We start from the raw sequence: 23177 nt of genomic DNA, 5'->3' as shown, positions 1-23177 counted from the left end.
TCATTTCAGGTCAGCCACGGGAACCGGGTCGACGTCGGTATAGGCCTGGTTCTCGCCGGTCATGCCCCAGACAAAGGCATAAGGTCCGGTGCCTGCGCCCATATGGATGGACCAGGCGGGAGACAGCACCACGTCGCCATTCGCCACGATGAGATTGCGCGTCTCGTCCGGCCGACCCATCAGGTGGATCACCCGATCGTCGTCGGCCAGGTCAAAATAGCAATAGGCCTCCATGCGCCGCTCATGCAGATGAGGAGGCATGGTGTTCCAGATGCTGCCCGGAGCCAGATCGGTGATCCCCATGAGGAGCAGGCACGATGGCGCAACCTCGGGATGGATGTACATCTTCAGCCGCCGCTTGTTGGACCGGCTGTCTTCGCCGAGATCCAGCGGCTTGGCCTCGTCAGAGGTGATCAGGCGGTGCGGGATGTCCCGTCCCGCCGGAACGGAATTCATGTAGAAGCGCGCCGGATTGGAGGCGTCGTCGCTCGTCAGCGACACGCTTTCGGCGCCGCGCCCGACATAGAGGATATCCCGGTTGGCGAGGGCGAATCCCTGGCCGTCCACGGTGATCCTTCCCGCGCCGCCAAGATTGGCGATGCCCATTTCGCGGGCGGTGAAGAAAAGCGGCGTTCCGACATCGGTGCCATCGCCGAAGGTGAGCGGCGTTTTCGCGGGGCAAGCCGCGCCGACGACCATACGGTCGACATGCGTATAGGCAAGTTCCAGGGCTCCCGGTGTGAACAGTCCTTCGACCAGGAACTCCGCCCGAAGGCGCTTTGTGTCAAAGCCCGGAATGTCGTTCGGCGAGACGCCGTAGAGAACGCGCATGGTCATCGTGCCTCCGCTTCCCCGCCGGTGTGATGAAGGCCTTCCGTCAGGCACAGGATTGCAAGCGCCTGGCCGTAGCCGGTCGGCTGGATCGGGATGTCCTTGTAGAATTGCAGGTCGTGCCCCATGCGCGTGCCGTAGGAGACATTCGCGACGGTGCCCGTATCGTCGATATTGTCCAGGACCACTTTCAGCGCGCGCAGGCCCGCCTCGCGGCAGCCTTCCGGGCCCAGGCCCAGTCTTGCCGCCTTGAGCAGACCGTAACCGAACCCGGCGGTCGCGGAGATTTCCTCGTAGGAGGTCGGATCGTCCAGGAGCGTGTGCCAGGCGCCGGACGGCGCCTGCAGCTTCAGGAGCGTGTTGATCTGGGTCTCCAGGACACCGAGCAGGAATGTGCGGACCGGCGCCGGGATCTCGGCCAGTTCGATCAGATCGAGAATGCCGAGCGTGATCCAGGCATTGCCCCGTCCCCAGAGCGCCCGGGCGAAATTGTGCCGTCCGTCGAAGGTCCATCCGTGGAACCACAGGCCGGTCTCCGGATCGGCCAGATAACGGGTATGGAGCAGGAACTGGTGGCAGGCCTCGTCTACCAGTTCGCGGCGGCCGCTCGCCTCACCGTAGGAGGCCAGGAACAGGCCGACCATCACCAGCGTGTCGTCCCAGAGTTCGCGGTCGTTGATCTTGTCGGAGACGATATGCGGCAGACCGCGCTCCTCTGTCCGCGGCATCTCGGTGAGGATCCGGTCCGCCCATTTGTCCATCACCGCCGCCCACCGCGGATCGCGGGTTTCGCGCCACAGCAGCGACAGGGCAAGCATGGGGGCAGTCGTGTTGATGTTGAGAGTCGGCAGTCCTTCGGCGGTGCGGTCTTCGTACCAGGTCTCCAGAAGGGTTTTCAGCGCCTCGTCGCCAGTCTGCTGCCACAGGCGCAAGAGACCGTAGAGGCCGATGCCTTGCGGCCATTCCCAGGACGTGAAGCTGATGTAGTCGCCGGGGGTTCCGTCGAGGTTCGGTTCGTCGAACTGCCCGTCGTGACGCAGGTTGGTCATGCCCGCGACCAGCGATATCAGGCGTTTGCGAACGACACGTCCGTCAGGAACCATGCAGCTTTTCCTCCCGTCATTGCCGCCTCGTTGCAGTGTGAAAGTGAAGGGCGGCTTTCAAAAACGGTGCCACAAGGATTTTTCTTGCGCAATATGAAAATTTTTTGCAGTCTCCCGGCAGAAGAATTCGGAGAGAACGGCAATGCCCACGCGCACCGGCAAGAAAGGCAAGCCGAGCCGCAAGGTTCGCCTGGAGGATATTGCGGAGCGCTGCGGTGTCTCACTGAGCACGGTCTCGCGCGCGCTTGCGGGGGAAAAGGGCGTACGCCCGGACATTCGCTCCCGGATTGCCGAGACGGCGAAATCGCTGAACTATTCCGTTCCTTCGTCCCTTGCCGGCAGACGGGTGATTCTGGTCGCCAGCAGCGTCGCGATGATCGACTATGTCCGCAATCAGTTCACCGCCCAGGTTCTTGAGGGATTGCACAAGCGGGCGGAGTTGCTGGGGGTCGAGATCGTTACCCAGCCTGTCTCCAGTGCGGTTCAGGAAATGCGCGTCCTGCAGGAAGCCGCCGGTGACGACGGAGTGGCCGGGTTCCTGTTTCTGACGCTTGACGACGAAGAGGCGCTGGCAATGACCCGCGATTTCGGCAAGCCCGTCGTGCTGGTCAATGGCGACGATCCGCTGATGCGCCTCTCCAGTGTCACGCCCTGCAACCGTTCCGCCGCCCGGATGGGGGCCGACTACCTGCAGGGGCTCGGTCACGAGCGGATCCTGTTCCTGATGCGGCGCGGCCGCCGCACCATCGAGCGGCGCTTCGAGGGCTGGCGCGATGCCCTGACGCTGAAGGGCAATGCCGACCCCGGCGATCTTTTCCTCGAGGTGGAGGACTGGCTGCCCGAACTGGCGGCAGACGCGATCGAGCGGCGGATATCGGAACGGTCCCTCGATTTCTCCGCGGTGCTGGCGGCAGGAGAAAGCCTGGCCGTCGGCGCCATGATGGGACTTCAGAGGGCCGGGTACCGCGTGCCGGAAGACGTCTCGGTCATGGGCATGGACGACCTGCCGCAGGCCGCCTTCTACAATCCGCCGCTGACATCGGTTCACATCCCGATGCGGGAGATCGGCGCGGCGGCCCTCGATCTTCTGCTCGACAGCGCCGGGCCTCTTGCCGGCCCGGCAAGGCGGATCGAGCTCGCCTGCCATATCGTGGAACGCCAGTCCACCGCGCCCGCGCCGGAAGAACGCGAGACGGCCTAAACACTATTTCTCGAAGACCGGGACAGAGCGCCCGGTCGATGCAAACAGCTCCCGCAGGTCATCGATCTCGGGAAATTCCGGCTGCGGGGGAGGAACCTCGCCCGCTTGCGCCGGCTGCGCCAGGACGGCACAGGCGAGCCGCGTGGTGCCGGCCTCAAGCGTGTCGCGAAGCTGGGGCACCAGCGTTCTTGCCGCCATCACATTGGTGTTGGAAAGCGGGCTGAGCACGCAAGGCGTGCGGCTGTCGTTGCCGATTATGACGCTGATGTCCGCGGCCGTGGCGACTTGCGCGCACGCTCCGGACACCTCTTCCGTCCAGGCCCGGAACTCGGGCTTGGCGATGGCGAACCCTCCCTCGGCCACGTCCAGCCGGTACGGCGTCGTCACCTCATGCAGGCGGATGTGCCAGTCGCCGGCCGGCACCAGCCAGGTTTCGACGCTGACATCCTCGAACACCCGCCATTTCGCGTAGAGCCTGTCGCCGGCGATCAGCACCGCTTCATTGTCTTCGCGCATGCGGAAGTGGAGGCCGTCCCTGGAAAAGACCAGCGCATTGTCGCAAGCCGCGCTCGGGAAGTGCCGGTCATTGGCCTCGATCGAAAAGCCGTAGCGGGTCGAATAGGCGAATTTGCCGTATTTTTCCGCCGTTCCGCGCCAGCGGGCGTAGTGCTGGCCGGACGACAGCGCGACCGTGTGGGCGGGAAGCTTCTGCATCACCATGCCGGCTTCGCGCAGCGGGACCGGTGTCTCGCCGTCGTCCGGTGCCTCCTCCTCGGCGCTCCAGAAGGGGTGATCCTGCGGCAGCGCCAGGGGCAGGAACGCCTTCATCGCCCAGTAGGGCGAGCCGGCGGAATTATAGCCTTCGCTGACGAGAAGATTTGGATAGCAGTAGCCGACCGAAAGCACGCCGTCGCGCTCGAACATCGGCTGCCGGGCCCACCAGCGCAGATTGCGCAGGTAGTACCCCTTGATCTGCCCCCAGGGCAGGGCCTCGACCCCGGCAAAGGCGAGCGCGCCCCAGAAGCCGGCGTGGGCAAAGCGGTAGGTGAGGCTGCGGCCGAAGGGCAGGGCGGAGCCGTCCGCTGCATACCAGTGCCTGATCGCCCCCGCGAACTCGGCCGCGCGCTCGCGGTAGCGCGCGGCCCGGGCGGCATCGCCGGAAAGCGCCGCATGGATCAGCCCGTAATAGTGAAATGCGAAGGGGATATAGTGATCGGCACTGCGGATCGGGCCGTCGCGGTACCAGCCGTTTTCCATGACGAAACCGTCGATGTCGTCGAGATAGATCTCGCGCTTTTCGGCCCCGGGCTCGATGCCGCAATGGATGAGACCTATGTCGACCAGAATGCGGAAGAATTTCCAGTTGCTGTTGACGTAATCCCGCTCACGTCCGGCGAGAAGATAGGCCGCAACCTGCTTCTTCTGCACATCGTCCAGCGGGTCCCAGATATGTTCGCGCGCGATGCGCAACGTGAAGCCGATGGCGGCAAGTTCAACCTGGCGCTGGTCGATATCTGTGATATCGCCCCAATAGTCCGGGTGCTCCGGGTCGGTTCCGCACACGAGCCCCCTGCGGTAAAGATCCCAATGCTCGAACCGGCCGCCTCCGGCGACCAAAGGTGCAATCCCCCACAAGGGCCGGGCGAAGCCTTCAAGCTCGGCCGCCGCCTGATCGAAATGAGCCGCCATGGCACTGAGGCGCACGCGGGCTCCCGAGGGCGAAAAATACGGCAGCAGCGGCTTGAAAAGATCGCCGGCGGCGCGCTGCACATCGGCGCGGGTCTGGAGCGGATTTCCCGACAGGGGATGGGTGCCGATTGTCATTCAAGGCTCCGGATTTCGGGCGTTTTCAGCAGGTTTGTTTGCTTACCGGAAACAAACCCGGATGAACCTGGACACACACCGCAAGGCCTCATCCTGAGTAGGACCGTCAGGTCCGTCTCGAAGGATGAGGCCGTGTGAATTGGCCCGAGCTGTCTGGCATGCACTACCTGCTGGAAGTCAACATCAAAAGGCGGAGCCGGCTGGAACCGGCTCCGCTTTCGCCTACTTTATGTCCGCGACGCCGGCGTTCATTTCGGCAATCGCGTCGTCGATGGAAATGTTGTTGGTCATCAGCTCGTCGTGGACACGGTTGAGAACCAGCTCATACTGGGCGGCCTGCAGGTCCACCGGCATTTCCAGGTAGGCGGCGGACGTCACCAATGCCTGGGCGCTTTCCGGATCGCTCGGAAAGCCTTCCTTGGCGGTGATCGTCTTGATCACGTTTTCATCGCGAAGCGCGGGAATCGTACCCGTTTCGGAGACGATGGCGGCTCCTTCCGGTCCTGAAACCCATTCGATGAAGTCCTTGGCGGCATCGGCCTTCTTCGAATTCACATTGATGCCGAGAGAGGTGACCTGACCTGCCGTTGCTCCGGCCTCGACGCCTTCCGGATGGGGATATTTCACCATGCCCCAGTTGGTCGCCGTGGATTCGCCGGATTTCACCTTGTCGATCTGGGTCCCGATGAACCAGCTTCCCATGGGCAGCATGGCGATCTGGCTGGAGAACCACGGACCGGAATAGTGGGTCTGCGAGGTCTTCAGGGATGCGTAGGAGCGGATGACCCCGTCCTCCTGCAGCTTCAGGGCGCGCTCGTACCAGGGTTTCAGGAAGCTGTAATCCTTGGAGACAAGCGTCGTTTCCCCGCTCTGGATGGCGGGCAGCTGGACCGTCGAGCGCCAGGTATGAAGGTGCGCCCCATAGACCTTGTCCGCACCGAAGCCGGACGTGACCGCACGCGCCTTTTCGTCAAACTCGGCCCAGGTCATGTCGTTGGTCGGATACTCGACCCCGGCGGCGTCGAACAGGTCCTTGTTGTAATAGACGATCCAGAAGTCGGTCCGGAACGGCAGGCCGTAGAGGTTGCCATCGACCGTCAGGGCCTCGATCAGGCCACCATAGCCGGACGTGTCCTCGGGAACCGCGCCGAGTTCGGTCAGGTTCATCAGGCGGCCGGTATTCACCATCTGGGCATAGCCCGGGATGTCCTTGATGGAGATGATGTCGAGGTTGTCCCCGCCGCCGGTCAGCTGTGTCATGACCATCTGGTTGTAGTCGCTGGAGCCCAGGTCCGTGTGCTCGATCTTCACGCCCGGATGGGACGCCTCGTAGGCCTCGATCAGCGGCTTGTAATAGGCCACCTTGTCCCAGTCCCACAGGGCCCAGTTGAGCGTGACGTCTTCTGCGTTGGCCGCCCCTTGCATGAGGGCCAGTCCCGTTGCGGCCAGGGCCGCCGATTTCAAGAACTTCAGTTTGGTCATTTCATCCTCCGTATGGGAAATTCCGCCGACTGTTTTCGGTCTTCTTGTTGTTTTGGGTTAAGGGCCGGCCCTGTTACCGAGAGGCCGTGGCGAACTCCCTCGAGCACTGCGAAACTGGTCACCAGGGCACCGAGGGAGAAGTTGACGAGCACCGGCAGAAGCGCCGAGGCCGGGTAGAAGAGAATGTGCGCGAGCCAGAGCAGGGCCACGAAGCCGAGCGCCGCGATGCCCGGCAGCGGCCGCGCCAGCAGGCCGATGGCGGCTGCCTTTGCGAGCCCCGAAAACGAACGGTCCTCCCCGAGCGCGCGGGCGACGAAGAGATGGGCCGCGTAGAGGGGCAGGAGAACGGCGACGGTCACCGAGACGGCAAGGGGCGCGGAGAAGGCGATCTGGTCCAGGGAGGCTTGCGCATAGGTCCGGGCCGCCAGCAGGGCCAGGGCCTCGCCGCCGGCGAACAGGATCCCGAGAGCGGTCGTCATCCAGAAGCGGGACCGGAAGGCGGACCAGAAATCGCGCCACAGATAGACGTTGCGGTCCTCGATCATCGTCAGGCTGATGCGCACCATGGCGTAATAGGCGGCGGGCAGGGTGACGACGGGCAGGCAGAAGGCCAGGAACAGCAGGTTGAGCTTCAACAGCTCCCACCATTCGCGGCCGAAGGTGCTTGCCAGGAGGCGCAGCCCCTCCGGTCTCGGCGCATCCTTGGGAATGCCCGGGCCTTCGTCGAAATAGTGGTTCAGGAACCAGTTCATATCCTGCCTTTGCGGGTCAATGTGCCAGAGCGGCTTCCGTGTGGTTGTCGAAGAGGTGAGCGGAGGAAAGATCCGCAGTCAGCGTGATTCGCTCGCCGCTGCGCGCCCGGCAGCGCGGGTTCACGCGGGCGATGACCGGATGGCTGGCGAGATGTCCGTTGAGGTGGACTTCCGATCCCATGGGTTCGGCCAGTTCCACATCCATGTCGAGGGACGCGGTCATTGCCGGGTCGACATCGACGGGCGGCTTTTCGTGGAAACTCTCGGGCCGGATCCCCAGCGTGCATTGCCGGTCTTCGTAAGGAGACAGCGTCTCCGGCGCCAGCCGATCCGGCAACGGAAGCGATTGTCCTTCGAAATCGGCAACGTAACCGGTCTCGGCCTTGCGGATCGTGACCGGCAGGAAATTCATCTGCGGGGCGCCGATGAAACCGGCGACGAACATGTTGGCCGGGCGGTCATAGAGAACCTGCGGGGTATCCACCTGCTGGATGTGGCCGTCCTTCATGACGACGATCCGGTCGGCCATGGTCATGGCCTCCACCTGGTCATGCGTCACGTAGATGAAGGTCGCGTCCAGCTTGCGGTGGAGCTTGGTGATTTCCGCGCGCATGGTGGTGCGCAGTTTGGCGTCGAGGTTCGACAGCGGCTCATCGAGCAGAAACACTTCCGGCGAGCGCACCATGGCCCGGCCGAGCGCCACGCGTTGACGCTGACCGCCGGAAAGGGCCTTGGGCTTGCGGTTGAGCAGGTGCCTTATGTCGAGGATTTCGGCGGCTTCGTTTACCTTCCGGTCGATGACGTCGCGCGGCGAACGGCGCAGCTCCAGCCCGAAGGCCATGTTCTTGTATACCGTCATGTGGGGATAGAGCGCGTAGTTCTGGAACACCATGGCGATGTCGCGGTCTTTCGACGGGACGTCATTGACGATCGTATCGCCGATGACCAGGTCGCCGCCGGTGACCTCTTCCAATCCGGCGATCATGCGCAGCGTGGTCGACTTGCCGCAGCCCGACGGACCCACGAGGATGATGAACTCCTTGTCGTCGATCTCCAGATCGATGTCGTGAACCACGGTTATGGCTCCGAAGGTCTTTCTCAGTTTTCTCAGTGAAATACCGGCCATTCTTTTTGTTTCCTTATTGCTCTTTGCGCCCGTGGCCGAGCCTCACCAGTAAGGTGTCCATTTGCGTGAAAGACGGGTCAGTCCCTCGAAATAGTAGTAGTCGCCCCATGCGACGCACTCATCGACACCCTCGCCGCGGCAGGTGTTGTAGGGCGATTTCTTGGAATAGGTGCCGTGAAGCAGGAAGCCGTTGGAGATGGCGGGATCGCGCACCGCGTAGTTCCGCCAGAGGCTGCCGAGCATGCGCCGCGCCAGATCCCGGAACTGTTCCGCGCGGGTTCCTCCGATCAGGTCGGCCATATCCATGAGGCCGCAGGCGACGATGGCGGCAGAGGAGGAATCCCGCGGCTCGTCGCCTTCGGTGAAGGTCAGGTCCCAGTAGGGGATCAGATCCTCCGGCAGCCGGTCGAGATAATAGGCCAGCAGGTTCTCGAAGGTTTGCAGATAGACCTCGCTCGGCTCGTAGCGGTAACAGGCCGCCATCCCGGCGATGCCCCAGACCTGCCCGCGCGTCCAGGCGCTCTCGTCGCGATAGCCCTGCTTGGTCGCACCGCGCACCGGCGCGCCCGTTTCGGGATCCATGTAGAAGGTGTGATAGGTCGAGTGATCGGGCCGGATGGAATGCGCAAGGGTCGTATGCGCGTGGGCAAGAGCCTTGTCCCGGTAGACGGGATTGCCGGTTTCTTCGCTCGCCCAGTAGAGAAGCGGCAGGTTCAGCAGACAGTCGATGATGAACCTGTAGTTCTCCGGCTGGCCCATGGCGCCCCAAGCCTGGATGAACTGACCCTTTTCATGGAACCGGTCAAGGAGCTGGTCCGCCGCAAGCAGGGCCGCCCGCCGTCCGTCTTCGTCCCCCACCAGCTTCCAGGCCGCCACGCAGGTCGGCGAATAGAGAAAACCCATGTCGTGGTGATCGGTGGCGATCCGGTTTTCGATCCGGTGCAGGAAGCTCTGCACGTGGATCTGCGCCGCATAGCGGAAGATCTTGTCCCCGCTTGCCTCGTAGGCCAGCCAGATCGATCCCGGCCAGAATCCGCAAGTCCACTGGTCGTTGGCAATCGGCGGATAGAAGTTGCCGACGCTGGAATGGTTCTGCGCTGAATAAGTGAACTGCGGAAGGTTGCGCCGGACCTGGGCGACGACGGTGTCGATCGCCTCGGTGATTTCGTCGCCGGAAATGGCGGCAGGGGCCTGGCGGGTGAAGGCGTCAAGCATGGCTCACCCCTTCACGCCGGTCGAGGCGATGCCTTCGACGAAGAAGCGCTGCAGCGCCAGGAAGACGAGGAGCACCGGGACAAGGGCGACCACCGATGCAGCCATGATGAGCCCGTACTCCTGCGAGTACTGCGTGATGAACATGCGTATTCCAATCTGAATGGTCTTGAGCTCGGTCTTGGTGAGATAGATCAGCGGACCGAGGAAGTCGTTCCAGGTGGTGACGAAGGTAAAGATGGTCAGCGTCGACAGCGCCGGCATGGACAGCGGCAGCATGATGCGCCACCAGATGCCATACTCGCTCATGCCGTCGATGCGGGCCGCCTCGCACAGCTCGTTCGGGATCGACATGTAGAACTGGCGCATCAGAAAGACGCCGAAGGCGGTGAAGGCCTGCAGGCAGATCAGTGCCAGGTGTGTGTTGCTCAGCCCGAGCTCGCGCATCAATAGGAACTGCGGCACCATATAGACCTGCCAGGGCATGGCGATGGTGGCGATATAGGCCAGGAACAACGTGTTGCGGTAGGGAAAGCGCAGCTTCGCGAAGGCATAGGCCGCAAAGCTCGAGGTCAGCAGCTGCAACACCGTCACGATGATCGTCAGCTTCGCCGTGTTGTAGACGAAAAGCCCCAGCGGGATCTTGGTCCAGATGTCGATGTAGTTCCGCCAGCGGGGCTCGGAGGGGATCCACTCGATCGGAAAGGCAAAGACGTCCCTGTCCAGCTTGAGCGAGGCGGAAAGCATCCACACGAACGGTGCCAGCATGGTGACCGTCACCACGATGGCCGCGACATAGGTGAGGATCAGGCCCCATTTGATGCGGCGCTTCGGGCGTTTGAAGGCTGTTGCGGTCATGCGGTATCCCCGTCTTTGCCCTCGACCCAGCGGAACTGGACGATGGTGATGGTGAGAACGAGGAGGAACAGGACCAGAGCGACCATGCTCGAATAGCCCAGGTCCCAGGAAATGAAGGCTTCGTTGTAGATGTGATAGACCAGCACCAGCGTGGAGGTTCCCGGACCGCCCTGCGTGATCATGTAGATCTGGTCGAAGACCTTGAAGGACTGGATGGTCAGCATGACCGAGACGAAGAACGTCGTCGGGCCGAGCTGGGGCAGGGTGATGCGCCAGAATTTCTGCCAGGCATTCGCCCCATCTATCTCGGCCGCTTCATAGAGCTCGCCGCTGATGCCCTGGAGGCCGGCAAGGTAGATCACCATGAAATAGCCCATCATCTTCCAGACCGAGAACATGATGATCGTGACCATCGCCCAATCGCTGTCCGCCGCCCAGCCGGGCAGGTTCTTGGGATCGATGCCCAGCTCGTAGAGGATCATGTTCACCGGCCCGAATTCGGGGTTGAAGATCATGTTCCAGACCACGGCCACGGCGACGAGCGAGGCGACATAGGGGAAGAAGGCGACGGTGCGGAAGAAATTGCGGCCGAAGATCTTCTGGTTGAGCAGAACGGCCAGCCCAAGGGAGCAGGCCAGCGTCAGCGGCACGGTGAACCCGGTATAGATGATCGTGTTCCAGAAGGCGTCCTTGAAGGCCCTGTCGGAGAAAAGCTTCCAGAAATTGTCCAGCCCGGCGAATTCGATCGGATTGTTGCCGTCCCAATGCATGAAGGCCAGCAGGAAGGCGCAGACGATCGGCAGGAGCGTGAACACCGCAAAGCCGATGAAATTGGGCGCGATGAAGGAATAGGCGATCAGGAGCCGTTGCACCTTCCGCCAGCGCTTGCTGACCGGCGCCCGGGGGCGCGCTTTCATCGTCATGTCCTCGACTATCGTTTCCGTTACCAAAGTTGTACTCCGCAAAGGCCCGTCGCCGTCAGGTGATCCGAAGCCGCAGGACGCGGCCGTTGAAGGGAATGAGGACGCGGTAGATCTGCTCCGGCCACGCCAGCCGCAGCCGAGGGTCGCCGATGGGAATTTCCTCGATGACCGGTTCGTCCATTCCGGTGATGTCGATATCGGCCAGATCGCCGATCCGCAGTCCCGCATCGGTCAGGACCGGTGTTTCCTGGGTCATCAGCGACAGGACGGGTGGCCGCTCGCCGTCGAATTCATCGACGATCTCGACCGCGCTCCCCTTGATCAGGCGCAAGGTTCGCCGATAGGAGACAAGCCGTGCATCGGCAGGATAGGCGCCGGCAATGTCCATGCTGATGACCGATGCGCTCTCGCCCATGTCGACGCTGACATCGCTTGCGGCATGGGCGGCGCCTGCCTGCTGCTGGATGCCGCCGAAGCTCGGCAGGTTGTGATAGGCGGACTGCATCGTCCAGATACCGTAGCGCTCCGGCGAAAACGTCCTGGCGGTATAGGTCTCGACCCCGACATCGATCAGAACCGGCCGGCCGGACTTGTAGACGGTCACGCTTCCGACGTCGTTGTGGTTGTGTCCGTCGTCGTTGTCGCCCGCCTTGGCGGCGACAACGAAACGTTCGTCACGCGCGATGAACAGGCCGCAGCTCGGGTAGTAGATATCGCCCTTCAGAGACCGGCCGGTCGCCGAACGCCCTGATTTCCGGCTGGGTGGAGATCGCCAGCAGCCGTTGGAAAAGGTTGATTTCCTGCGGCAGTTCGGGTTCCGGATCGTGCAGCACATCTCTTGCCGCAAGCGCGCAGAGCGCGTCGGACCCGACCGCCTTGCCGAACAGGAACTCCTGTGCCCCGCATGGATCGAGCACCGCCGACGCGTCAGCGAAATTGATGTAGTAATGGCCGTCCACGTGCATGTTGAGAATGAATTCCGCCATGTTGCGGATTTTCGGCTGGCTCCAGATCGGGGAAAATACGCCAGGCGCGGCCTCTTCCAGAACCTTGAGCGCCCCGAACAGGCAGAGCGCGGCACGGCGGTAGTAGAGCGCACCTTCCTCGCAGGCGCCGTCTTCGCCGTAATCCTTCAGGAAGGCATCCAGGCTATGCGCCGCCCTGGTGATCACCGCGCGGCGCGTTTCCTGATCGGTGGGGCGGGCAAAGGTGCTGATGAGGACGTTCTGGGTGCACCAGGCGGTCCAGTTGTTCATCGGCTCGTCGCCCCTGCCCATCCACCAGAAATGCCGGTCCAGGTAGGGGCGGGTGATGCGCCGGGTGACCTCGCGGTCGATGCGCTCGACGATCAGCGGCGAAACGGATTCGAGCGTGTCGCCCAGGACCGAGGAAATCACCGCCAGTTGAGCGCCGGTTTCGGCGGCAAAGAGGTCTATGACGGGACGGTTCGGGTCGGGCAGGGGCGCGCGCGTCCCGCCGCGCTCATGGGCATTGTGGGCCGGCAGCTGCCAGCCGCTTTCCTCCAGGACGAGAAAGAGCCCGTCGACCAGACCATCGACAAAACGGCCCTTTCCTTCGGCCAGCTCGGCAAGGGCAAGGGCATTGAGACGGCGGCGGCGGGCGAAATAGTCGGTTTCGAAAAGGACGCGGTTTCCGGTTTCGGTATAAGCCCGGTAGGCTTTTGCCGTCAGGACCGGCCAATCGGTCGCCAGCACCGCCTCGCCTCCCGCGATCAGCCGTGCCCTGACCTCTCCCGAAAGGCCATCCCACCACGCACGGTCGGAATGCGGCCGCCCCGGCACGAAGCGAGACAGGATGTCGCCGAGATCCGGAAGACATGCTGCAAACAATGCCCCGTCACTCACGCTGCCGTCCTTTTTCTCCAGGCCGGTCACTTCCCCTCCTCCGGATCGATCTCAGCTTTTTCTTTCCGGTAATCAGACAGAGCGACCTTGCAAAGTCAACACAAATTTCCCTTGCAATGCAATTTTGCATAGTTTGCGCGAAATTTGTGTTGTAAGTTGTCTTGTGAACGGACTATGAGAAAAGAACCGAACGCAATCGGATTGCGGATGTGGCGAGCGGGGGAGTTGATGGCCGGATTAGACGGGCCTTCTGGCAAAAAGGTAAATGCGGCAACGCCCGCCGGGCGGGTAACCTTGCGGGACGTGGCGGAGGCGGTTGGCGTCTCGATCAGCACAGCCTCGCGTGCCCTGGCCGGGGCGCCGGGGATTTCCGGAGATGTGCGGTCGCGGATCCAGTCGGCGGCCGAACGCTTGAATTATCTGGGTGCCGTCCCCGGCATCGCGCAGATCACTCTGCTCTCGGACCTGCATCTGGCCGAGAGCACAACGGGGGAGTTCATGCTTGCGGTTCAACGCGGCATGGAGAAGCGAGCCCGCGAACTGGGCTTGGCCCTGTCCATGAAACTCGTCGCTCCGTCAGCCAGGACCCGGCTGGAACCGGACGACGAGACGTCGGGCTATCTGCTTTTTTCCATGCAGGACGAGGATCTGATCCAGGGTCTTCACGAGCGCGGCATTCCCGCGGTCATCGTGAACGGCCGCGAACCGCTGATGCGCCTCGACGCCGTAGCCCCGGCCAACCGCACGGGAGGGTATCTCGGCGCCCATCATCTGGTGGAACTCGGTCACAGGCGCATTCTGACGCTGAGCCATTCACGGCGCCCGACCATCCGCGACCGGATTGCCGGCAGCCGCAAGGCGATGCGCGAAACCGGTATCGGCGAGGCTGACGACCTGACGATCGACCTGGAGGCCATGCGGTCGAATCTTGCATTCAAGGCTGTCAAGGAGCGCCTGGAGACCAAAGGGCACGACGACTTCACCGCCATCCTGTGCTGCAACGACGACTGCGCGTTCGGCGCAATCGCGGCCCTGACGGAAGCCGGGTTGAGCGTTCCGGGCGATGTCTCCGTAGTCGGCTTTGACGATATTCCGACCGCCGCCCTGAATTCCGTGCCGCTGACGACGATCCGGGTCGAGGCCGAGGATATCGGGGCGCGCAGCATCAACCGCCTTGTCGAGCGGATCAGGGGCCAGGACAAGCTGGCGACCTATACGGAAACGGCCGTCAGTCTGGTCGTTCGAAGTTCCACGGGGCCTGTTCGAACGACCTGACGTTTTCCTTGTCGTCCGCTTCGGCGCTAAACCATTGTGACGGCGGAGGCAAAGGGGCCCTTTTCGCCGTCGTGCTCGGTAAAGCGGACTTCACTTCCCGGTACCAGGGCCTCCCAGAGTTCGGGAGAGGTCAGGCTTTCGCGCCGGAAGAAGTATTCACGCTCGTCCGCGGTCTTGATGAAACCGAAGCCTTCTTCGGGCACAAGCCGGTCTACGGTCCCGTGCAGCTTCATGGGCTCCGGCTTGACCATATGGCCGCTCATCTTGCGGGACGCGTCCTCCAATTGCCGCTCGGCGGCATTGAAACTGTCCCTGATCGCCAGATGAACGTCCTCGTGGGCGTGATTTCTCTTGCGATCGCGGGCGGAATAGATCTCGCCGCCCGGATAGGTGATGTCGACATGAACCTCGTAGATCCGGGCATTTTTGCCGAACTTGTTGGGCATCTCGACCGTGACCCGGCACGAGGTGATCCGGTTGTGGAACTGTTCCAGCCGCTCGATGCGCTTGAGAATGACCTCTTTGATGGCGTCCGAGGAATCCAGGCCCTTGAAGGCGATGACCGGTTCTATCTGCATGACGTTTCGAGCTCCTGAAGAGTTGGGGTTTGCGTTGGGAAGAGCGGATTTCTGCTACTCTTCCGAGCCGGCGCCCGTCGCGGAGCGCGGGACCGGGTGTGTGGCAAGGATACCGATGACTTCATCGTCGCTGAGCTGGTCAAACTGGCGGTAAAACTGTCCGATCGCGCGGAAACCCGCCGGCGCGTGGAGGCAGACGACGTCGTCGACTTCCTGCGCCAGAGCCTCGGCGGCGTCGGGGGCGGCGACGGGCACCGCGAGCACGATCTTTGCCGGCTCTCTTTTCCTGAGGCCACGAATGGCGGCCCGCACCGTCGCTCCGGTGGCAACCCCGTCGTCGACGACAATCGCGGTGCGGCCGGCAACGTCGACGGAGGCGCGGCCACCGATATAGCGCTGTTTGCGCCGTTCGATCTCCTTGAGTTCGCTGCGTGCGGTGGCCTCGAAATCGTCCTCCGATACCCTGGCGATCCGGATGACGTCCTCGTTGCGGACGATCACCGGCTTGCTTCCGTCGATCACCGCGCCCATCGCGAGTTCGGGCTGCCAGGGGACGCCGATCTTGCGCACGAGCAACAGATCGAGCGGCGCTCCGAGCCGGTCGGCAACCTGCTCGGCCACCGGTACGCCGCCGCGCGGAAGCGCGAGGACAACAACATCCTTTCCTTGATATTCGGAGAGTTTCGCCGCCAATTGTCTGCCGGCATCGATCCGGTCGTCGAACAACATGGGAACACCTATCTCGCTGCATGGCTTCAGCCATCGCATGGTTCTTCCGGGTAACCCTGCCGACCGCCGCCTTGTTCCGTGAAATGGGCGCCGCGGCCAGTCCGATTCTCCCTATTTCACCTTCACATAGGTTCCGGGGGCATCGCACAAAGGCGGGTAGCCGCGTTCTGCGCTGCCGATGTCCCGCGCCGGAACGGACCCGGACGAATTCTGCTTAAGCCAGCGGCTCCATTCCGGCCACCAGGACCCCTTCAACTCCGGCTCCTGTTCCTGCCAGTCTGAAGCATTGGGATGCGGATCGCCATAGCTGTAGGCAAGCTTGCGGTAGGTGCGGCGGGGATGGCCCGGCTCCGACACGATGCCGGCGTTGTGGCCACCGGAGGTCAGGACGAATTCGACATCCGTGTCGAAGAGGTTCACGAGTTTGAATACGGATTTCCACGGTGCGACGTGATCGCCGGTCGTGCCCACGGCGAAGACCGGCGCGCGAATGTCCTCAAGGTGGACTTCCCGGCCGTCGATCCTGAACTGCCCCCGGGCGAGTTCATTGTTGAGATAGAGCTGGCGCAGATAGTCCGCGTGCATGCGGTAAGGCATGCGGGTGGCGTCGGTATTCCAGGCCATCAAGTCATTGTCGTCTCTGCGCTGGCCGAGCAGATAGTCGCGCACCAACCGCGACCAGATGAGGTCCTGCGAGCGGAGCATCTGAAATGCACCGGCCATCTGCCATTGATCGAGATAGCCCTTCTGCCACATCACGTCTTCCAGGAAGGCGAGCTGGCTTTCGTCGATAAACAGGCCGAGTTCGCCCGGCTCGTTGAAATCCACCATCGCGGCAAGCATGGACTGCGTCGCGATCCGGTCGTCGCCGTCCCGCGCCATGGCGGCCGCGGCCATCGCCAGCAGCGTGCCGCCGAGGCAATAGCCCGCGGTATGAATGCGTTTGGAGCCGCTGATCGCCTCCACTGCGTCGAGTGCGGCCATCACGCCGAGCTTCACGTAGTCCTCAAGCCCGATGTCCCGATACCGCTCGTCCGGGTTCACCCAGGAAATGCAGAACACCGTGAAGCCTTGAGCGACCAGGTAGCGGACAAGGGAATTCTCTGGCGACAGGTCGAGGATGTAGTATTTCATAATCCAGGCGGGAACGAGCAGCAGCGGTTCGGCATGGACGGAATCCGTCGCGGGGGCATACTGGATGAGTTCCATGAGCTGGTTGCGATAGACCACCTTGCCCGGGCTGACCGCGACGTTCCGGCCGGGCGCGTACGCTGGCGGCTCGTCCGGCGACAGGCGCGCTGCCTTCATCGCGTCGTCGAGCATATAGCTGAAGCCGCGGACGAAGTTGGCGCCGCCTTCCCGGACGGCTGTTTCCAGCACCTCCGGGTTGGTGAGGGCAAAATTACCGGGCGACCAGACGTCCAGGAACTGGCGGGCATAGAATTCGACCAGCCTTTCATGCCGGCCGGTAACGCCGCTCACATCCGTCGTGATGTTGTGCCACCATTGCTGCGAGAGCAGAAAGGACTGGGCATAGAAGTTGAATGGAAATTTCTCCCAGCCCTTCGCGCTGAAACGGCGGTCTTGGGGAAGCGGCTCGATGCAGCATCCCGCAGCCTGGCCGCGACAGGCATAGTCGGCGGTGTATTTGGCCAGCCGGACTTGCTTGCGAAACAGCTTCCTGAGGATCTGCTGCTGTTTGCCGGGTGATATCGACAGATGCAGCGCCCAGTCCTGCCAGGCCTGCAGAAGGCTGATCGGCGAGATCCCCAGCGTTGCGGACGCGATTGCCGAATGGTGGAGCCGGTCCACGACCCGGAAGAGCTGGTCGTCCGGCTCACATCGGTTTTCGGGCGGCATGTCGTGCACCGGCTTTCCTGCGGGGCCCGGCAGTTGTGCCGGCTGCTCGTGGACACGCGGTTTCACATCGATCTCCTGCAGACTTTTCATGACTGCTCCTGGGTATCTAGGGTCCGGATCGAAAGGCAGCTACCGCGCCGCGGTCACAGGCGGGGACGCGCCGTGTCGAGGCCGGCGATGGCGGTGTAGAGTTCAGCTGCCGGAAGGTTTGATAGATCTTTTGCGATCTCCGCGTTGACGACGGATTTGAGTGGCGCCGGCAACGCGTCGCGGAGCAGGCCCAGCATGCGGGGTTCTGCAATGATGACAAGCCTGTCGAAGTCGGCGGCTGCGCGATGCTTTTCAAGTTGTTCGGCCAGCATTTCGGCGAACCGGGTCTTTTGCTCGCGAACGGGGTCGGAGTGATATTCCATTGCCGAGCGCCGTGCGTCACTCGAAGCGAAGCTGCGGCCCGGTCTGTCAGCCATGATCTTGCGAAGCGGCTTGTGTTCGGCATCAAAGACGATGTCATCCAGTCGCGATCCGGTCTCCTGATTACGCTCCAGCTGACGGACGATACGTGCCTGTGCCCCGTCTGCGATCAGAAACCATTGGGTCGGCCTCTTCATGTGCGTTTCTCCTGAATTGGAACGGTGACTTTGCATTCACCACGGTGAATTCTAGACTTTCCGCGCGGAAAGCCATTGATCGGAGTCAATACGGGAGCTGTCATCGCTCTCGCGGGGCGCAGATTCGCCCTTTAGTTGCCGCGCATACACCTTAAAGGCGTCAAATTGGACCCGTAAGGTCCGGTTGGTATTGAAGGATCGCGCCATGAAGACACTTGGTTTGATGACCGTTGCCGGCATGGCCCTCGTATCGGCAACGGGGGGCGTTGCCGCCGATCCGTGGAAGGATGAAAGCGGCCACGGGGGTTGGGGCGGCGGATACGACACGCACAGCCCTTACCAGCCGAAGGTCTATTATCGCGAACGCGGTCGTCGCAGCTACAAGCAGGAATTCCGGCGCGGCGGCTGCAAGATCGAGCGCGAATGGGACGACGGCAAGTACAAGGAAGAGGTCGAATGCGATCGCGCCTACAGGCCCCCCGCCTACGGCTATTTCTACGTCTACCCCAACTAGTTCTCTTCCAGCTGAGCACGCGAGAACCATACGAGAACCGACCGGCGCATCCTGACGTCCGACACAGTTTCGCGCCGGTAACAGGCGATGGACCGTCATGCTGACCGCGAAACCCTCAGGGCATGTCTGCGATGCCAATCCGGCTCGGGATCCGGCCAACGGCCCGGATCGCCCCGACGCGGAGCAACGGCCGCACCGCAGGGCGAAACGCGGCGTTGCCCCCGTCCTTTCCCGGCTGCGCGGCTACTGGAACACACGATCCCTGGCCGTCCAGTTCCTGATGGCCGGAGGCGTCGTTTCAATTGCCGCGATGATCCTCATCGGGGCCTTCGTGACCAGCCTGATCCAGGACAGCGTGATCCGCAATTCCGCCGCCGCGACGGCACGCTATGTGGATAGCGTGATCGCTCCGCTCCTGCCGGACATGCAAAGAAGTGCGGTGATCGGCGATCCGGTGAGACGCGCCCTCGATGAAACGCTCGGGCAGGGAGCCCTCGGGGACCGTCTCGCATCGTTCATCCTGTGGTCCCCCGATGGAAAGGTCCTTTATTCAAACGACCGGCGCCTCATCGGCCAGCGTTACGAACTCAGCAATGAAATCCGGGCGGCGTTCAGGGGCAGACTGGTCGCGGATTTCCGCCGGCCCGCCGGCCTCACGGGAAACGAAGCGCAGGCCGCCGGCAGCAGCCCGACACTGGAGATCTACAATCCGGTGCTGCAGCCATGGTCCGGCGAGGTGGTCGCGGTCTCCGAGTTCCAGGAGATTGCCAGCGATTTCGAGTACGATCTGCGCCAGGCACGCGCCTGGAGCTGGCTCGCCGTCGCTTCCGTCATCGCCGGGTTCTTTCTCGTGCTCTCGGCGATCGTCTTCCGGGGCAGCCGCCTTATCGATCGTCAGAGCCATGCCCTCAGGGAGCGGGTTTCCGAGCTGTTGAACCTGCTGGCCCAGAACAGGGCATTGCGCGTGCGGGTGCAGCGCGCCTCCCAGCGGACAGCGGCACTCAACGAGCGCTATTTGAGGCGCATCGGCGCCGATCTGCATGACGGGCCTGCGCAGCTCCTGGCGCTCGCGGCCCTGAAGCTGGACAGCGCGGCCCTTTCCGAAGCCTCCGCGTCAAGCCAGGCGAGCGAGCGCGAGGTATCGGCGATCAAATCCGCTCTTCAGGACGCGATGCACGAAATCAGAACCATCTGCCAGGGCCTCGTCCTGCCGCAGGTCGAGGCGGCCGAACTGAAGGAGATCCTGCGTCTGGCCGTGCGTACCCACGAGCAGCGCACCGGCAGGACGGTCAGACTTTCCATGTCCGGGACATCCCCCGCCCTGACGCCTTCGGAGAAGATCTGCATCTACCGGTTTCTGCAGGAAACGCTCAACAACAGTTACCGCCACGCCGGCGGCATCGGCCAGGCCGTCACCCAGACGGCGGATGGCGGCCGCATCACCGTTGAGGTTTCCGACCGCGGTCCCGGATTCGATCCGGCCGATATGCGTTCGGACGGGCTCGGCCTTACCGGCCTGCACGAGCGGGTGGAAAGCCTTGGCGGGCGCTTTGAAGTGTCCTCGTCGGACAAGGGCACGACCGTTCGGATGTCTCTCGCAATTGAGGAAATGGAGTCGCTGTGATGAGTGGAATCCGGGTTGCGATCATCGATGACCATCCGCTGTTCAGAGAAGGCGTGGCGCGCAGCCTGTCTGAAAGCGGCGGCTTTGAGATCGTTGGCGTGGGGGCGGCCAAGGAGGACGCCTTGCGCATAACGCAGGCCAAGCAGCCCGATATCGTCCTGCTAGACATTTCGATGCCCGGTGGCGGCCTCAATGCGATCGAGCCGATCCTTGCCCGCCACCCGACGCAGAAAATCCTTGTGCTTACGGTGTCCGAGAGAACCGAGGATGTCACGCAGGCGTTGAACGCCGGAGCCAAGGGATATGTGCTGAAAGGCGTCGGATCGCGGGAGCTGGCCGAGATCCTCCGCTCTGTCGCGGCCGGAGAAAACTACGTTTCGCCCACCTTGTCGGCGCAGCTCCTTTCCAGTCTCTCCGGACGGTCGGGCCTGCCCGCCATGTCCAATCCGCTGGCGACGCTCACCGAAAGGGAAAGGGAGATCCTGACCCTGGTGGCCGGCGGCTTGAGCAACAAGCATGTCGCGTTGCGGCTCGATCTTCAGGAAAAGACGGTAAAACACCACATGACGCGCATTCTGGCAAAGCTCGAGGTCTCCAACCGCACCCAGGCAGCCATGGTGCTGCGCGACGCCATGGAAGACGGCGGCTATCCTGCGGCGTGACAGGGGCCGAAGCAGCGGTCCGCCGATGGGGCGGGACGGGTCCAGATCACCGCCCGACGACCTCCGCTGCGATTGACCCGACACGCGGCGTCACTGCTGACTTATCAGACCATGCAGCCGCTTGCGGTCGGATTCCGTGACCGGACGGCTCACGATGACCCGGCCGTAGGCATCGGTCATCTGGTAGAGCTGCCCGCGGATTTCCTCCCGCATGCCGTTTGAATACTGCACTTCGACATCTTCCTCGACGGCCAGTGCTTCAGGGGCGGTCTCTTCCGGGGTTTCCGGCTCAACGGCGAGGTTGGCTTCCCCCGGGGCAGCCTCGTCGGTCATGTCCGGAACGGCGGTAGGGGCCGCGTTGTCCGCATCCGTTTCGCCAGGGTTGGTAACGTCGCTGGAACCGTCTTCCAAGGGGGCGGCGGTGGGATCCGTCGCCGCATCGACACCGGTGCTCTCCGCGCTCGTATCATCGGAGCCCGCCGAATCTTCGCTGCCGGACGTTTCGCCGCCCTGGTCAGTTCCGCCCAGACCGGTATCTCCCAGATCGGTATCCGCCGGAGCAGTCGCTCCCGCGTTGTCGGAATCGCTGTCCGTCTCGCCGCCTTCCGAGACTTCCTCGGCAGCGGCCGCTTGCGGCTGCAGGGTTATCGACGAGCCGGTGATTGTGAAACGGCAAGGGGCCACGGCGAGCGCGACTGCAAGGGACATCCCGAGAAGCATGGAAATGAATTTTCGAGCTGAGAACATGGATCCATTCTCCTTCAGTCACCTGACCCTCACTCCATTTGAGGCAATTCGAAGACCTGCCGGCGACATGCCCTGGCCCTCGGCCCGGAAGTGGTTCGGATCAGTGAACCAAGATATAGCCTCTCGCTGTTGCGATCCTGCACCCACCCGCATTCAAGCGAACCTGCAGGAAAGCATGGAATCTGAACGACTTTAAGACCAACCGGCATCCCACAGGAACGCCGGCTGGCCTCTGATTGCGGCCTCGTGAGGCCTTGCTTCAGATGGTGGCGTTAGCTGCACCGTGCCATCGGGTTCGCATCGTCACATTCGTTGAGGTAAAGGAACATCTGGTCTCCCTCAGCCCTTGCGCCGACGACCGAGGAGAGGTCCACATTGTTGGCCTCCAGCGTTGCACTAAGCTCCGCATTGTTCGCAATGGCGTTCTGGAGATTGGCGATCTGGTCAGCGTTGACATTGATGGTGTTCTCAATGTTGGTTTCGTTGTTGATGACCGTGCCGATATTCACGACATTGACCGTTGCACCTTCTCCGATGTCACCGATCTGGGTGATGAAGACGTTGCTGTCCTGTATCGAGTCGATGACGACCTCCTGAGAAGTCACGTCTTCTTCGAGTGCCGCAACTTCTTCTTCGACTTCTTCCTCCGTGGCTGCGGTGTCTTCTTCAGCTTCGACGCTTACATCGGCGTTCGCAGCAGCGTCGGCTTCGGCCTCGGCGGATGCGTCGAATTCACCGTCCAGGCCGTCCACGTTGACGTCGGAGTTGGCGCTGGAAGTGGTCGATGAGTCGGTGGTTGCCGAGACGTTGCCATCGTCGACGGAAACGTCGCTGGAAGCGTCGGACGTTGACGAACTGTCGGCGGACGCGTCGAACGAACCCGCATCGCTGTCGCCAGAGACACTGCTCGAGGCGTCAGACGTGGCCGAGCCGTCGGCGGATGCATCGACGGAACCGCCGTCGGTGGATACGCTGGTCGAAGAATCGGATGTGGTGGAGCTGTCACTGGATGCGTCGACCGATCCGCTATCTGCAGATACGCTGCTGGTTGCATCAGAGGTGGAGGAACTGCTGCTCGAAGCTTCAGTCGTACCGTCGTCAGCCAGGGCCGGATATGCGAACATCGAAGTTGCCATCATGGCTGCGGTCGTCAGTGCGAGTATGCGTTTCATCGGTTTCTCCTTCAGTTGAGCGCCAACGGTCGTCGCTGCCGGTTGATGGGGCTGTGCGATCGCCGTTGATGCTGCCACTAGAACGATCTGTTCCTGACGTTATTTCGGGAATAGGACTTCTACGGCCGCCAGATCGGACCTTGGGCCCTATAGGGCCGGACCGAAGTTGTCGGCGGACCTCGACCAAGGCCCCGTTTTCAGGCGGATGAGGCGGGGCGGCAGCGTTTGGCC

General features: G+C 62.6%; 21 protein-coding genes and 1 pseudogene. 6 read left to right on the top strand and 16 right to left on the bottom strand.

Going from position 1 to position 23177, the window contains the following annotated elements; genetic code table 11:
• Together kduI and bglB are read right to left on the bottom strand one after the other, a co-directional pair.
• A complete protein-coding gene (gene kduI / locus ON753_RS03640; RefSeq protein ID WP_265961197.1) occupies positions 1 to 837 on the bottom strand; it encodes a 5-dehydro-4-deoxy-D-glucuronate isomerase in 837 nt (278 codons plus the stop codon).
• Positions 834 to 1934 carry a beta-galactosidase BglB gene (gene bglB / locus ON753_RS03635; RefSeq protein ID WP_265961196.1) on the bottom strand — a complete coding sequence of 367 codons (1101 nt, stop codon included), beginning with the start codon at positions 1932 to 1934 and terminating at the stop codon, positions 834 to 836. The genes kduI and bglB overlap by 4 nt, the downstream gene beginning before the upstream one ends.
• Positions 1935 to 2076: 142 nt before the next feature.
• Here bglB and ON753_RS03630 point away from each other — a divergent pair, with 142 nt between their 5' ends.
• The gene (locus tag ON753_RS03630) at positions 2077 to 3135 is read left to right on the top strand and encodes a LacI family DNA-binding transcriptional regulator (protein WP_265961195.1); all 1059 of its coding nucleotides are present in this window, start codon (positions 2077 to 2079) and stop codon (positions 3133 to 3135) included.
• A 3-nt stretch (positions 3136 to 3138) separates the two neighbouring features.
• Here ON753_RS03630 and ON753_RS03625 read toward each other — a convergent pair whose 3' ends face one another.
• From ON753_RS03625 to ON753_RS03590, 8 genes and pseudogenes are all read right to left on the bottom strand, one after another.
• A complete protein-coding gene (locus tag ON753_RS03625; RefSeq protein ID WP_265961194.1) occupies positions 3139 to 4959 on the bottom strand; it encodes a DUF2264 domain-containing protein in 1821 nt (606 codons plus the stop codon).
• Positions 4960 to 5181: 222 nt separating this feature from the next.
• Positions 5182 to 6441, bottom strand: coding sequence for an ABC transporter substrate-binding protein (locus ON753_RS03620; RefSeq protein WP_377046871.1), 1260 nt, complete (start codon positions 6439 to 6441; stop codon positions 5182 to 5184).
• Positions 6438 to 7193: a YesL family protein gene (locus ON753_RS03615; protein ID WP_265961193.1), complete on the bottom strand. Its 756-nt coding sequence runs from the start codon at positions 7191 to 7193 to the stop codon at positions 6438 to 6440. Before ON753_RS03615 ends, ON753_RS03620 begins: the two co-directional genes overlap by 4 nt.
• 16 nt (positions 7194 to 7209) lie before the next feature.
• Entirely contained in the window at positions 7210 to 8319 is a 1110-nt protein-coding gene (locus ON753_RS03610) for an ABC transporter ATP-binding protein (protein ID WP_265961192.1), read from the bottom strand.
• 42 nt (positions 8320 to 8361) lie between these two features.
• Positions 8362 to 9534, bottom strand: coding sequence for a glycoside hydrolase family 88 protein (locus ON753_RS03605; protein WP_265961191.1), 1173 nt, complete (start codon positions 9532 to 9534; stop codon positions 8362 to 8364).
• Between the two features lie 3 nt (positions 9535 to 9537).
• A complete protein-coding gene (locus ON753_RS03600; protein WP_265961190.1) occupies positions 9538 to 10389 on the bottom strand; it encodes a carbohydrate ABC transporter permease in 852 nt (283 codons plus the stop codon).
• A complete protein-coding gene (locus tag ON753_RS03595) occupies positions 10386 to 11306 on the bottom strand; it encodes a carbohydrate ABC transporter permease (RefSeq protein ID WP_265961189.1) in 921 nt (306 codons plus the stop codon). Before ON753_RS03595 ends, ON753_RS03600 begins: the two co-directional genes overlap by 4 nt.
• Positions 11307 to 11367: 61 nt before the next feature.
• Positions 11368 to 13162: pseudogene (locus ON753_RS03590) on the bottom strand (heparinase II/III domain-containing protein).
• Between the two features lie 243 nt (positions 13163 to 13405).
• Here ON753_RS03590 and ON753_RS03585 point away from each other — a divergent pair.
• Positions 13406 to 14452, top strand: a complete 1047-nt coding sequence (locus tag ON753_RS03585; RefSeq protein ID WP_265961188.1) for a LacI family DNA-binding transcriptional regulator — start codon at positions 13406 to 13408, stop codon at positions 14450 to 14452.
• A gap of 26 nt (positions 14453 to 14478) precedes the next feature.
• On the opposite strand, the gene ON753_RS03580 is transcribed toward ON753_RS03585, so the two are convergent.
• The 4 genes from ON753_RS03580 to ON753_RS03565 all read right to left on the bottom strand — a co-directional run bounded on the left by ON753_RS03580 (position 14479) and on the right by ON753_RS03565 (position 18227).
• Entirely contained in the window at positions 14479 to 15030 is a 552-nt protein-coding gene (locus ON753_RS03580) for an HPF/RaiA family ribosome-associated protein (protein ID WP_265961187.1), read from the bottom strand.
• Positions 15031 to 15084: 54 nt separating this feature from the next.
• Positions 15085 to 15759 carry a phosphoribosyltransferase gene (locus tag ON753_RS03575; protein WP_265961186.1) on the bottom strand — a complete coding sequence of 225 codons (675 nt, stop codon included), beginning with the start codon at positions 15757 to 15759 and terminating at the stop codon, positions 15085 to 15087.
• Between the two features lie 111 nt (positions 15760 to 15870).
• Positions 15871 to 17709: a PHA/PHB synthase family protein gene (locus tag ON753_RS03570; RefSeq protein WP_265961185.1), complete on the bottom strand. Its 1839-nt coding sequence runs from the start codon at positions 17707 to 17709 to the stop codon at positions 15871 to 15873.
• 53 nt (positions 17710 to 17762) lie between these two features.
• Entirely contained in the window at positions 17763 to 18227 is a 465-nt protein-coding gene (locus ON753_RS03565) for a host attachment protein (protein WP_265961184.1), read from the bottom strand.
• A 205-nt stretch (positions 18228 to 18432) separates the two neighbouring features.
• On the opposite strand from ON753_RS03565, the gene ON753_RS03560 reads away from it, so the two are divergent.
• The 3 genes from ON753_RS03560 to ON753_RS03550 all read left to right on the top strand — a co-directional run bounded on the left by ON753_RS03560 (position 18433) and on the right by ON753_RS03550 (position 21027).
• Positions 18433 to 18741, top strand: coding sequence for a hypothetical protein (locus tag ON753_RS03560; protein ID WP_265961183.1), 309 nt, complete (start codon positions 18433 to 18435; stop codon positions 18739 to 18741).
• Positions 18742 to 19021: 280 nt separating this feature from the next.
• A complete protein-coding gene (locus ON753_RS03555) occupies positions 19022 to 20365 on the top strand; it encodes a sensor histidine kinase (protein ID WP_265961345.1) in 1344 nt (447 codons plus the stop codon).
• Positions 20365 to 21027 (top strand): response regulator, encoded by a 663-nt coding sequence (locus ON753_RS03550; RefSeq protein WP_377046870.1) that lies wholly within the window; start codon positions 20365 to 20367, stop codon positions 21025 to 21027. Before ON753_RS03555 ends, ON753_RS03550 begins: the two co-directional genes overlap by 1 nt.
• A gap of 90 nt (positions 21028 to 21117) precedes the next feature.
• Here ON753_RS03550 and ON753_RS03545 read toward each other — a convergent pair whose 3' ends face one another.
• Both ON753_RS03545 and ON753_RS03540 read right to left on the bottom strand, forming a co-directional pair.
• Positions 21118 to 21774: a hypothetical protein gene (locus ON753_RS03545; protein WP_265961181.1), complete on the bottom strand. Its 657-nt coding sequence runs from the start codon at positions 21772 to 21774 to the stop codon at positions 21118 to 21120.
• 272 nt (positions 21775 to 22046) lie between these two features.
• Positions 22047 to 22526, bottom strand: a complete 480-nt coding sequence (locus tag ON753_RS03540) for a hypothetical protein (protein ID WP_265961180.1) — start codon at positions 22524 to 22526, stop codon at positions 22047 to 22049.
• Positions 22527 to 22539: 13 nt separating this feature from the next.
• On the opposite strand from ON753_RS03540, the gene ON753_RS03535 reads away from it, so the two are divergent.
• On the top strand, positions 22540 to 22965 hold the full coding sequence (locus ON753_RS03535) for a hypothetical protein (protein ID WP_265961179.1): 426 nt from the start codon (positions 22540 to 22542) through the stop codon (positions 22963 to 22965).
• The last annotated feature ends 212 nt before the right edge of the window (positions 22966 to 23177 follow it).

The sequence above is a fragment of the Roseibium salinum genome, assembly GCF_026240905.1.
Taxonomy (GTDB): Bacteria; Pseudomonadota; Alphaproteobacteria; order Rhizobiales; family Stappiaceae; genus Roseibium; species Roseibium salinum.
This window is presented reverse-complemented; position numbering and strand designations above follow the sequence as displayed.